The following is a 12,698-nucleotide window of genomic DNA, read 5'->3' on the forward strand; positions in this document are numbered from 1 at the left end:
ATGGATAAGGAGCGAGTTTTAGCCAACTTATTGATTGCCATAGACGCTGTATTTGCTAATCGTGTAAGATCCATCTTAACTGCTTTGGGTATCATTTTTGGTGTTGCTGCCGTTATCGCCATGCTGGCAATCGGAAACGGAGCACAGCAGGAAATTCTCGAGCAAATCAAACTCGTTGGTGTAAACAATATCATCATTGAGCCCGTTGTAGAGCAAACCGAGGAAAACCTTCAGGAAGAAGACGAAGGTAAGGAAAAGAAGAAGTTCTCACCAGGCCTTACGTTAGAGGACAAAGAATCCATTTTAAAGACCATACCCGGAGTAGAAACGATCAGTCCGGAGGTTTTACTTGAAACCTACATCATTAAGAATGGCATAAGGCGATCAGCCAAACTTGTAGGGGTAGAACCCTCCTATTTTGACATTTTCAATTTTACCCTGGCAGAAGGTAAAATGTTCAATGATGTTCAGCTGGATAAAGGTGAAGCCGTCTGCATCATAGGTAAATCCATCAAAGCAAAGTTTTTTCCTTCTGAAAACCCAATCGGTAAAATGCTAAAATGTGGTCCTAATTGGCTGAAAGTAATTGGTGTTTTAGATGAACGATACATTAGCGAGAGCAGTATCAGCAAACTGGGCATCCGAGATTACAACATGGATGTGTATACACCTCTCCAAACAGTACTTGTTCGTTACAAAAATCGAGCGATGCTTACAGAGGAGATGATTCAGGGGGCTAATCGTGGTTCCTCAGGGATGATATTTTTTGGCGGCAATGGCGGCAGTGGTGAAGATGAAGCACCAAAGCAGGCGGTCAATTATCATCAGTTAGATCGATTGGTAGTACAGGTAGCTCAAACAGAAAAGCTCAACCCAACAGCAGATGTCATTGTGCGGATGCTCGAACGAAAGCATAATGAAGTAGTTGATTACGAAATTGAAATTCCTGAACTTTTGCTTAAGCAACAGCAGCGAACCAATGACATTTTTAGTTATGTATTAGGAGCAATTGCGGGAATCTCATTGATTGTTGGTGGTATCGGTATTATGAACATTATGCTCGCTTCAGTTCTGGAGCGAATTAAAGAAATTGGCTTGCGACTTTCCATTGGAGCTAAGAAAACCGACATCATCAATCAATTTATGTTTGAATCGATGATGATAAGCATTAGCGGAGGCTTCATCGGGATTGTATTGGGCATAATAATGGCTACAGCTGTCAGTCGCTTTGCCGATATTCCCACTGTTATTTCATTTGGCTCTATACTCATTTCATTTGGAGTTGCTACTGCAATCGGATTAATTTTCGGGATTGCTCCCGCAAGAAAAGCAGCACTTCAAGACCCAATCACTTCTCTTAGATATGAATAAAATAGTTATTGCAATTTGCCTGATCGGACTTGCAATCGGTTCACATGCTCAGGTAGTTTATTCCCTTGATAACATCATTAACCTTGCTAAAGGTCAATCTCCGTTGGCAAAGCAGGCAGAGACACGTAAGGAAAACAGGTTTTGGCAGTATCGGTTATTCAAATCAAACTATAACCCTCAATTGGCTTTGAATGGGAATCTACCTGCCTACAGCAATCAATTTATCCCAGTTACACAGGAAGATGGGTCAACGCAATTTAGACCCGTAGAGCAAACAAACTCATCCCTGAATCTTGGACTATTTCAGCCCATCTCTCCTACAGGAGGAAGCGTATCTGTTAACACAAGAGCTAGTCAGTTTCAGGATTTGGTATTCGACGAAACACGATGGAGAAGTACCATAGTTGACCTCACGGTCAATCAGCCAATATTTGCTTTCAATGATTTGAAGTGGGATAAGAAAATTGAACCTATTCGCTATGAGGAATCAAAGCGAGGATATGTTGAAGAAATGGAATTTGTATCAAGAACGGCTGTGGATCGTTTTTTTGATTACCTGGACGCTCAGGTAAACTATCAAATTGCCCAATTCAACCTGGCGAATAATGATACCATTTACAACATTGAGAAAGGGAGGTACAACATCGGGACTGCCTCAGAGGACAAGCTGCTTCAAGTAGAGCTCCAGCTGCTCCGTTCGCAACAGGACTTAGCACAAGCTCAATTAGACTTGCAGACTTCCAGGCTGGCGCTTCGAACATTCATAGGGCTTAATGAAGGTCAATCGTTTGACTTAGCTCTCCCCGAAGAAATTCCCATCTTCCCGGTAAACGAAGATCTGGCGCTCCAATATGCCAAAGACAATCGCTCCGATTTTATTGCCTTTGAACGAAGAAGAATTGAAGCGGATGCTCGAGTTGCTGAAGCAAAGGGAGAGCGTTTTCAGATGAACTTAAATGCGTCGTTTGGTCTAAATAGTGCAGGTGGAGACTTTAACGAGTCATATCAGAATGCACAAAATCAACAATTTGCTAACCTTACGCTAAACATTCCAATCGTAAACTGGGGACGAAACGAAGCACGGATGAAGACTGCATTAGCAAATAAGCAGCTTACCGACTATGTAATCGCACAGGAAGAGCAAAATTTCGAGCAAGAGATCATTACCCAGGTTCGTCAACTTGAGGTGCTCAGGCAGCAAATTGAGATTTCTAAAAAGTCGGATGAGGTCGCTCAAAAGAGGTATGAGGTAGCGCAGAATCGATACTTAATCGGTAAGATTGATATCACAAATCTAAACATCGCATTGACTGAAAAAGATACTGCCAAAAGAAGCTACATTAGTGCGCTACGAACGTATTGGATTGCATATTATGATTTAAGAAGACTTACGTTGTATGATTTTTCTAACAATAGCTTGCTCTATTCAAAATAATTACTTTCTAATAACCCTTAGCTTTTGATGGTAATTAACCGTTTTTACATCAATAAAATATTGCCCTTTTCGAAGGCTTATTAACTGCTGTTCCGCAACGTTCGTCGTTATTTTACCTGAGTATATTATACTTCCCTTTAAATCTTGAATGATGAATTCAAATGCATCAGTCGGAACCGTCAGATGGGCTTGATCGTCAATCGGATTTGGGAATATGAAAATAGAGGCAGCCTCTCCGGTCACATAAATAACTTCAGAACTTTCATACTTTCCATCATAATCGAATTGTACTAGCTGATAATAAGCTGATTGATAAAACTGTTCATCTTCAAATTGATAGTGGATTTTTTCATTTGAATTTCCGGCTCCAACAACGTATCCAATCTTTACAAATATCAAGCCATCTAGTGATTTATGGATTTCAAAACCACTGTTATTTGTTTCAGTAACAGTTTCCCATTCAAGCAGTGCATTCGTATCAATTTGTTCGCCTGTGAAGGACAATAATTCAACAGGAAGTGGGGCAGCATACTGCCCGTCGAGTGGGCTTCCAGAATCACCAGCTGTAGAGTTATATGCATTCGGATCTCCGGAATTTTCATAACCGGATGAGCCAGATGCATCATCCCCACCTATGACAATTCCAGGTGACGCCTTGCTTCCATAGATGGTACTCGATGAATTTTCAGAATATCCCAAAAAAGTACCACTCCCTGGTGAAAGACCACCTGGATAAGCAAGACTCCAAATAGCATCTCCTTCATTATTCGACAAAATAATTTCATCGGCCCCATCGGCAAGTGTAATGCCCAATTGTACAACATGCGCATCTGGAACACCTCCAAGCCATTGTGTTTCAAAATAGGTTTTTGATCTGGTGAGAATCACATAGTCACCCGGATCAATAGAAACAGCACCAATTACATCACTATCTGAATCTTCATCAGAAATCGTCCATCCTGTCAGATCAACAGAATTCAATCCATAGTTAAATAGTTCAATCCATTCATTGGTAGTTTCATCACCTATGGTTGGATCAAGATTATTTGTACCTAAAGAGTTATTCATAAATTCTGTGATGGCAATTAATTCAGGAGGAAAATCTAATTTTATTGGAGTAAACTGAACATTCGGTGTTGATTCATCATCCTGTGCAACCACATATACATCGTAATTGAATCCTTCAATCAATCCGGCTAATGGAGATGAAACCGTCGAAAAAGCAGTTGTTGCAGGAATACTTCCTGAAAAAAGTGTTGTTCCTGCATAGCTTAATGTGGTAATATCCAAAGAAGACGGTGCAATCGCATCATTAGGAATCACTAGGTAATAAATCGTACCTGGTTCATCTATTTGACCAAAGATATCAAAGGATGTACTTGTTAAATTATCTAGATACGGATAAGACGGGCTCCACACAGGAGCAGTGTTATCACCTGCCACTGGCGAATAAGAACCAGTCGGAAAAGGAGTGCTAGAAGTTGAATTAGCTGATTCTCCACTTAAAGCACTAACTCCGCTAAAGTCCCAATTCCCTATACTAAATATTGAACCATCCGGCCCGGTTACATCGTTTCGATAAGCCCAACCATCCGTATATTCCCAAGACTGACCAGTGCCATCCACATTTACATCTCCGAATACATCAATTACCGATTCTAAGCCGGCAAATAATCCCGTTGCATCATAAAATAGCTCTATGGCATCATCTCCATTGATATTTACAGCACTTGAGGTAAAGTCAGGATTAAACCCAAACCAATTGTTAAATTCGGGTGATTCTGTTGCCACATAGATGAAATCACCATTCGAAGCGCTTCCAGTCAGCTCAAATTCAACCCCGTCAGTGCCTCCACCGTTATTTGCAGATCCGATTCCATATAAACTTAAATCAGCAATATCAGCAGTGGCATATAATTCTACTACTTTTGGCGTACCGCCAGCAAGTGGGCCATCAATAACACCAGTAATAATTAAATCCTGGGCGGAACAATTTAATCCAATGGTTAACAATATAGAAGCTATTAGCCTTGACATTTCGCTAATTATTTAAACATTACAACTAACTAAATATTAAATTAATCAGTTGTTTATTAAAAAGCAGAAAAAGAGAATGAAACTTCTATTTATCTGACTTTAGCAAAAGTATTTGACTAAACTTTTTTTAATACTGGAAAAAATCTTTAAAGATTGCTAAGCATTATGCCCACTAAGAACTTAGATTTTAAGCTTCCTCATCCCTTTGAAATACAGCCACATCATCTTCAGCTTTGAACTACCTTTTTTTCTGCCCATCTCCATGGCATCCCATAGTTCTTCCGGTATGGCTTCCAATTGATTGAACTCCCCAGCTCCTTTCAGCCATTCTGCTCCATCAATGGTAATTACTTCTCCATTGATATATGCTGAATAATCCGACACCAAATAAGCAGCAAGGTTGGCCAGCTCTTGATGATCCCCTACTCTACCTAATGGTACCTTCTTAGCAGGGTCATATTTCTTTTTCAAATCTCCGGGTAGCAAACGATCCCAGGCACCTTCTGTAGGGAACGGTCCTGGTGCGATGGCGTTGCTACGAATTCCGTATTTTGCCCATTCCACGGCTAAGGAGCGGGTCATCGCAAGAACGCCGCTTTTTGCACAGGCAGATGGCACTACATAGCCGGACCCAGTCCATGCGTATGTTGTTACAATACTTAAAATATTGCCACCTTGTTTGTTTTCAATCCAGTCTTTGCCAAGTGCGAGTGTGAAATTGTAGCTTCCTTTCAAAACGATATCAACAACCGTATCGAAGGCACGGTGTGAAAGGCGCTCCGTTGGGCTGATGAAATTTCCGGCCGCATTGTTTAGCAGCACATCTACCCTACCAAATTTTTCCTTAGCTTCTTTAATAACTTTTTCAACCTGGTCATAATCCCGAACATCACATGCCACACAATGAACCGGGTATCCACTTTTCGTTGTAATTTCTTTTGCAGTTTCTTCCAGCACTTCCATTTTCCTACTGGTAATGACCAGATTCGCGCCCAGCTCTGAAAAATAGGCTCCCATCGATTTTCCAAGTCCTGTTCCTCCTCCTGTTACAATGATTGTTTTGCCCTTCAGCGATTCCGGGCTTAGCATGCCTTGTGTGTGCGTCATAAAGTATTTGTTTGTGTGGCAATATAGCCAATGGCGCATAAAAAAAGAGGCCCGGATTAAAAGGCCTCTACATTAGGCAGTGAATAGAGCGGTAAGTCTATACATCAAAGTACACAACTTATCAAATGATAATCAATACCCACTTCAGGGTATTTTTTATACCCCATTTTAGTACTTCCACCATTTGAAGATCAGAATAATTGATATTGTAAATAAAGCAATGAAAACAAACCCCACTAAATAGCTATGATAAAGGATATTTCCAATTCCGAAAAGAGCAGAATAGACGCCCACTGTTCCGACAAAAACACTTAGTAGCTGATATTTAAATGAACGAACTGAGCCAGTTTGAAACTGTTTCCATCCTAATTGGGGTTGCACTTTATTCACAAATGATAAAAGATCACTTTTCGCTTCCGGTCTGGTTAGCATCACCGTAACCAGCCATGAAGCAGTAGTAACTCCTGTGGCAATTAGCAATCGCATGGTGAAAGCATCGAAAACCGAATGCGCAAGCATTTCATCAGAAACCCATAGAACAAGAACGAAGGCATTAATAGTGGCTATAGCCATTCCAACAATTTCTGTAATAGCATTTATTCTCCACCAAAACCATCTCAATAAGAAAATCGCACCCGTTCCGGCACCTGATAGTAATAGGATATTGAAGGCTTGTGTCGCATTTTCAAGTACAGTAAGAGCAAGGGCTCCTGCTATGACCATTAGTATTATAGTTGAAATTCTACCCACTGCTACCAACTCTTTCTCTGATGCTTTTGGTTTTACAAACCGATGATAAAAATCATTGACCACATAGGATGATCCCCAGTTTAGATGTGTACTGATGGTGGACATATAAGCGGCAATAAGTGAAGCAACAACTAATCCAAGCCACCCGGGGGATAACAGCGTAAGCATGACGGGATAGGCAATATCGTCTCCAAGATATTGTTCATTGATACCTGGAAATGCTGCTTTAATAGAAGCCAAATCTGGAAATAAAATGATTGATGCTAGTGCCACTAGAATCCATGGCCATGGACGAAGTGCATAATGCGCAAAATTGAAAAACAAGGTAGCCCCTACTGCATGTTTCTCATTTTTTGCAGCTAGCATACGCTGTGCAATGTAACCTCCCCCACCCGGTTCGGCACCCGGATACCATACTGACCACCATTGCACCGCAAGAGGAATGATAAACATTGAAACAATCAATGAAGTATTATTCAAATCGGGAATGATATCCAGTTTACCTTCGAGGGATTCATGAGTCAGTAAACCGGATAAACCACCAACCTTCGGCTGTGATACTGCCACATAAGCAGCATAAACAGCACCGATCAAAGCGATACCAAATTGAAAAAAATCTGTCCAGATCACACCCTTAATACCTCCAAGTGCTGAATATGCAGCCACCACCACTGAAGCGATAACAACAGTATGAAGTGGTTCTATCCCAAAGAGAATAGATGATATCTTAATTGCCGCCAATGTGACAGACCCCATTATCAGGCAATTGAAAAAAATGCCCAGGTAAAGAGCCCTAAACCCTCTAAGAAATGATGCAGCCCTTCCACCATATCGAAGCTCATAAAACTCGAGATCGGTCAGCATCCCAGATCGCCTCCATAATCGGGCATAGATAAAAACCGTAACCATTCCAGTAATCAAAAAAGACCACCAAGCCCAGTTTTTCGCAACTCCTCCCTCACGTACAAAGCCTGTCACCAGATTAGGTGTATCTGCTGAGAAAGTGGTAGCAACCATTGAAACACCCAAAAGCCACCAGGGCATGGATTTTCCAGCCAGGAAATATTCCAATGAACTCTTTCCTGCTGTTTTGCTGGCCGCAAGACCAATGCCTAATACAATGATGAAAAAGGCTCCAATGACAAGCCAGTCGAATGTCGTAAGAATCATAGTGGTCATGTTTTAAATGGAGCCTTGAAAATAGCTAAGTGGCTTGTAACTATCTCAATAAAACCTGACAGAGCTTTAAAATTCTCTGGATATGCCTGCTCTCAAGAAGAAGTTTACAAAAATATCGTCTTCAGTATTGAAGGGTATTCCGTAGTTTGCATCAATTAAAAGGTTATACTTTAATGCCACTTTTTTCTCTATTTCTATCCCAAGAGGCCAACCCAGAGATGTATTTTGATATACTCTATAATTGGATCGGTAATCTGAGATCATATTGTTTTCCAATGAATACTGGTAAATGTCAAAATCCGCACCATTTTCATCACGAATAAACACGCCTGTATACAGAGAAGATTTAAAACCTAGAAATTGGACTACTTCAAAATAGACCATAAATCTTAAATAGTTTGCATTATAGGACTCAAAATGAAAGTCAAGTGCCTCCTCAAAAGTTAGGCTTCTGATATGATCATCAATCTCCTGGGTGACATCATTGTTATCTGCAAATAAAAACGACTTATTGAACATGTCTGTAAAAGTATTTCGCTTCCCAAAACCAAGCCCTATACCAGCAGATAATCTAGGAATTTTCTCAAATTCAAATTTGTAGCCAAATTCAATATTATATCCGTACTCGCCGAAACTCTCTGGATCAATGACACCCAGCTTTAAACTAATCTCTTTTTTCTGTGCAAAAATGGAATTTGCAGAGATTATAATAATTAAAATGCTTAAGAACTTTTTCATAGTTGTAAGAAAAAAGGCTGTTCTAAAAAATTGTAATATCAGACAAATTGATGTTTATAGAACAGCCTATAAAAATTTAATTGTTCTCTCTAATTTCATCAGCTAAGTAAAACGAAACATCGCCAAACCTGTAAATCTGATAATTATTTTTTAACCCAAACCCACCATCTGATGCAATTTCTCCAAGAGTAGCACAGCGATCAAAAGATACATTCATAAGAAAATATGCATGTTTTTCTGATGTAACATGAAATGCAACATCAGTATCTCTTGAAAAATCCTCATCTGTATCCAATGAAACATTGTCTGTATAGCTAATGTCACCTTCTCCGTCATTCCTTGCAGCAAAAATTATCCTTAAGTCCGGTTGACTTTTTTTCCAGTCTTGAACAACAAAGGACATATCAGATCCTACCCAATTTTGATTTTTAGCATTTTTCCTGCTTACTTTAAATCCTTTACCATCTCCCCATGGCTCATTTATATCAGGATCCGTATTTACGACCAACCCATTACTATTTACTGTAAAGTCGCCTCCAGTTATAGCCCAAAAATACAATCTATTGGAGTTAGGCCAATTTCTTGTATTTGAGTGGAGCCTAAATTGGGGCATTTTTATCTTAACTATGGCATCATCTTCCAGGGCTCTGCAATCAATATCTCTCGGTAAACTATCATGATCGCCTGATGACCCTCCACCTGATCCGGGATCACATGGATCTCCAATCGGACAAAGTTCTTCATCAACAGGCATCAATACTAAAGTAGGATGACTGGACGCATACTGATCATTTACAGAAATCAACTCATTAGTTACTCTTCCATTGTTCAGGTCAGTGGATAGTATACCAGGAGTTACGCCACTATCATCAATTCCATCCCACCAGGAAATAGTTAGAGGCTCAGTTGATTCTGAAAAGTCTTCAGCTAGATATGGAGCAGAAATAACATAATGTTCTTCAAGTATGGCCAAAATATCGTCAATGTCGCTATTTTGAGTTCTACAAGAACTACACTTAGCTAGACTACTTTCCAATTTTGTCGCTAATGCAGAGCTTAAACGACCATTGGGGCTTTCCTCAGTAAGCAGATATTTAAATGGTCTATAAACCTCATTATCTGTTCCTGGAGTAGCATAAGAAATAAGTTCAGATCGTACATCATCATCATTGATGAATTCAGTCATTGATATAGCAACTTGCTGAAGTTGATCGTTTGAAAGAATGGCATGCGACATCTCTGGTTTGATAAGTTCATCTTCCGGAGGAAGCATTTCATTTTCCTGGCATGCAATTAAAGCAATTGCAAACCAAATTGGTGCGATTAGGTTTTTAGTGATTTTCATTCTTTAAAAAAATTAGGTGAATAAATATATATATCCCACATAATGTTAGGTTAGCGGGATACAACGGCAATAATAGGTGCGTTCAAGTCTAATTAACAAGATATCAATTGATTTTTTTTCACAAAACGTAATTATTATCAAATGATAACAATGGTCAGTTATAAACTATAATACATATAAGTATAGCATCAGATTAAAAAAGGATGAATGTGAAAATAAATCATTAGTTGCTGGTTCGTCTGTAACTATTTCAATCTGCTTCGGTAATTCCATTATCATGCAACTATTGATAATCAAAAACAGTCCTTAATTACAACTCAACTTTCACGTCATGCTTAAGAACTTTTTCCTCATCTCCATCCGAAACCTGAAAAAGAACGGACTTTATTCAGTCATTAACATCTCCGGTTTGTCGATCGGTATTGTCTGTAGTGTACTCATTTTGCTTTGGGTAGCTGATGAAGTGTCCTACGATAAGTTCTTACCTAAATACGATCGTCTGTATCAGCTTTGGATCAGTTCTGAATTTGACGATAAGGTGAATAATTGGCGATCAGTCCCTCTCCCAACCTATGAGGAGATGAAAGTCATCGATAGCAACATTAAAAACTCAGTAGTAGCCGGATGGGGAGGCAACCGGCTACTTACAGCAGGTGATGTGCGGATAACAAAGCGAGGGTACTATGTCAGTGAAGAATTTTTAGAAATGTTTGAATTTGAGTTGGCTTCCGGTACGCATGAGGAAGCGCTAAAGGATCCCATGTCTATTGTGCTTTCTGAATCCCTTGCTAAGATTCTTTTCGGTGATGAAGACCCCATTGGTGAGCAAGTGAAACTCGAAAATGAAGGTACATTACAAGTCACTGCTATTGTAAAAGACCTTCCTGAAAATTCAAGCTTCCAGTTTGACTATCTCGCAACATGGAAGTACCGAGAATCGGTAAACGAATGGGTAAAGGATAATAAAACCAATTGGGGTAATTATTCTTTCCAGGTATTTGTGGAATTAAATGAGCCATCTCGTGAGGTAGATGTGGAACAGAGTATATATGATCTGGCCATGGAAAAAGATGGAGAACATGGCATGGAGAAACACTATTTCCTACATCCTATGTCTCAATGGAGGTTGTACTCCAACTGGGACGATGAAGGCAAACAGGCAGGTGGTCGAAGTGACTATGTACAACTATTCACAGCCATTGCCATTGTTATCCTGATCATTGCCTGTATTAATTTTATGAATCTGGCCACCGCGCGTTCTGAAAAGCGAGCCAAAGAAGTGGGTATCCGAAAGAGCCTGGGCACCACTCGTTCACGATTAATTTACCAATTTATCTGTGAATCAATTTTCATCACCTTTATAGCTTTTGGAATTGCTGTACTCCTTACCGAACTGGCCCTGCCCGCTTACAACAGCCTGGTTGATAAAGAACTAAGTATCAACTATGCTTCTCCCATATTTTGGTTGGCTGCTGTAGGAATCATCATCGTATTAGGGGTTATCGCCGGAAGCTACCCTGCCTTCTATCTCTCCTCATTCAAACCGGTACAAACCCTCAAAGGAACAGTTAAAGCGGGCAAAGGAGCAACTACACCACGTAAGGTTTTGGTGATCATGCAGTTTGCCTTTTCCATTGTGCTAATGATCAGTACCATCGTCATCTTTCAGCAGATCAACCTGGTGAAAAACAGAGATTTAGGATATGACCAGGAGCGCTTAATCGCAGTTGAACTGACAGAAGATCTGCGAGAAAACTATGATATCGTGAAGCAGGAACTAGAGTCCTCCGGGCTGGTGGAATCCGTTACCAGATCCAACTCACAAATTACCCAGATCAATTCAAATAACTTTCTGGGGTGGCCTGGTAAACCGGAAGATAAACGTGTCATCTTCACAACCATTACCACCACCTATGATTACGCTAAAACAATGGGAATAGACGTACTCATGGGGCGTGATTTCTCCAAGGACTATGGCAGTGACTCGACAGCAATCGTCATCAACAAAGCGGCATTGGACATTATGGGTTTGGAAGATCCGATTGGGACTAATCTGGACTTATGGGGAGATGAACGAAAATTAATTGGAGTGATTGACAATGTGCTGATGGGCTCACCTTATGATCCGGTGAAACCCATGTTTATGATTTTGGATGATTGGGGTGGTTATATCTCCGTACGACTAAAAAAAACAAATGATCTTCAACAAACACTTGCCGGGGTTGAGGAGATTTTCACCAAACATAATCCTGCCTATCCCTTTGAATACAACTTCGCAGATGATGAGTTTCAGCGTAAGTTCACGACCATCAACCTCACCCGAAAGTTGGCTAGCTTGTTTGCTACATTGGCTTTCATCATCACCGGGCTGGGATTATTTGGGCTGGCCTCATATACTGCAGAGCAGCGCATCAAAGAGATTGGCATTCGAAAAGTGCTGGGAGCTACTATCGCCAGTCTGATGAATCTGATGTCTAAAGACTTTGCCAAGCTGGTGATCATCTCGTTTGTTCTGGCCTCTCCATTCGCCTGGTACTTGCTCGATCAGTATTTAGAGCGATACACAATCAGAGTAGGCATTCAATGGTGGATATTCCCTGTGGTAGGAATAATCGTGCTTGTCTTTGCCATCCTGATTGTATCAGATCAGGCGAGACGGGCAGCTAAGGCTAATCCGGTGAAATCGTTGAGGAATGAATGATTAAACACAATTTGTAAAACAATAAGAAGCACAAA

General features: G+C 40.3%; 8 protein-coding genes. 3 read left to right on the forward strand and 5 right to left on the reverse strand.

Annotated features, from left to right (window positions below; genetic code table 11):
• The gene (locus CHB71_RS06235) at nucleotides 1-1,371 is read left to right on the forward strand and encodes an ABC transporter permease (protein WP_089356036.1); all 1,371 of its coding nucleotides are present in this window, start codon (nucleotides 1-3) and stop codon (nucleotides 1,369-1,371) included.
• On the forward strand, nucleotides 1,364-2,806 hold the full coding sequence (locus tag CHB71_RS06240) for a TolC family protein (protein ID WP_089356037.1): 1,443 nt from the start codon (nucleotides 1,364-1,366) through the stop codon (nucleotides 2,804-2,806). The genes CHB71_RS06235 and CHB71_RS06240 overlap by 8 nt, the downstream gene beginning before the upstream one ends.
• On the opposite strand, the gene CHB71_RS06245 is transcribed toward CHB71_RS06240, so the two are convergent.
• The 5 genes from CHB71_RS06245 to CHB71_RS06265 all read right to left on the reverse strand — a co-directional run bounded on the left by CHB71_RS06245 (nucleotide 2,807) and on the right by CHB71_RS06265 (nucleotide 9,962).
• Nucleotides 2,807-4,843, reverse strand: coding sequence for a lamin tail domain-containing protein (locus tag CHB71_RS06245; RefSeq protein ID WP_089356038.1), 2,037 nt, complete (start codon nucleotides 4,841-4,843; stop codon nucleotides 2,807-2,809). It lies immediately after the preceding gene.
• Nucleotides 4,844-5,023: 180 nt separating this feature from the next.
• The gene (locus CHB71_RS06250; protein WP_089356039.1) at nucleotides 5,024-5,950 is read right to left on the reverse strand and encodes an SDR family oxidoreductase; all 927 of its coding nucleotides are present in this window, start codon (nucleotides 5,948-5,950) and stop codon (nucleotides 5,024-5,026) included.
• A 168-nt stretch (nucleotides 5,951-6,118) separates the two neighbouring features.
• The gene (locus tag CHB71_RS06255; protein ID WP_089356343.1) at nucleotides 6,119-7,870 is read right to left on the reverse strand and encodes a sodium:solute symporter family protein; all 1,752 of its coding nucleotides are present in this window, start codon (nucleotides 7,868-7,870) and stop codon (nucleotides 6,119-6,121) included.
• A gap of 75 nt (nucleotides 7,871-7,945) precedes the next feature.
• On the reverse strand, nucleotides 7,946-8,617 hold the full coding sequence (locus tag CHB71_RS06260) for a hypothetical protein (protein ID WP_089356040.1): 672 nt from the start codon (nucleotides 8,615-8,617) through the stop codon (nucleotides 7,946-7,948).
• Between the two features lie 76 nt (nucleotides 8,618-8,693).
• Complete coding sequence (locus CHB71_RS06265) at nucleotides 8,694-9,962, reverse strand: hypothetical protein (protein ID WP_089356041.1); 1,269 nt, start codon at nucleotides 9,960-9,962, stop codon at nucleotides 8,694-8,696.
• Between the two features lie 331 nt (nucleotides 9,963-10,293).
• Between CHB71_RS06265 and CHB71_RS06270 the strand changes: the two genes are divergently transcribed.
• Complete coding sequence (locus CHB71_RS06270; protein WP_089356042.1) at nucleotides 10,294-12,663, forward strand: ABC transporter permease; 2,370 nt, start codon at nucleotides 10,294-10,296, stop codon at nucleotides 12,661-12,663.
• The last annotated feature ends 35 nt before the right edge of the window (nucleotides 12,664-12,698 follow it).

Origin of the sequence: Ekhidna lutea, from assembly GCF_900188325.1 — a bacterium.
Lineage (GTDB): Bacteria > Bacteroidota > Bacteroidia > Cytophagales > Cyclobacteriaceae > Ekhidna > Ekhidna lutea.

Bases quoted from the DNA above. Each gene is read 5' to 3' on its own strand.
- CHB71_RS06235 (WP_089356036.1), top strand. From the start codon at position 1: ATGGATAAGGAGCGAGTTTTAGCCAACTTATTGATTGCCATAGACGCT.
- CHB71_RS06240 (WP_089356037.1), top strand. From the start codon at position 1,364: ATGAATAAAATAGTTATTGCAATTTGCCTGATCGGACTTGCAATCGGT.
- CHB71_RS06245 (WP_089356038.1), bottom strand. From the start codon at position 4,843: ATGTCAAGGCTAATAGCTTCTATATTGTTAACCATTGGATTAAATTGT.
- CHB71_RS06250 (WP_089356039.1), bottom strand. From the start codon at position 5,950: ATGACGCACACACAAGGCATGCTAAGCCCGGAATCGCTGAAGGGCAAA.
- CHB71_RS06255 (WP_089356343.1), bottom strand. From the start codon at position 7,870: ATGATTCTTACGACATTCGACTGGCTTGTCATTGGAGCCTTTTTCATC.
- CHB71_RS06260 (WP_089356040.1), bottom strand. From the start codon at position 8,617: ATGAAAAAGTTCTTAAGCATTTTAATTATTATAATCTCTGCAAATTCC.
- CHB71_RS06265 (WP_089356041.1), bottom strand. From the start codon at position 9,962: ATGAAAATCACTAAAAACCTAATCGCACCAATTTGGTTTGCAATTGCT.
- CHB71_RS06270 (WP_089356042.1), top strand. From the start codon at position 10,294: ATGCTTAAGAACTTTTTCCTCATCTCCATCCGAAACCTGAAAAAGAAC.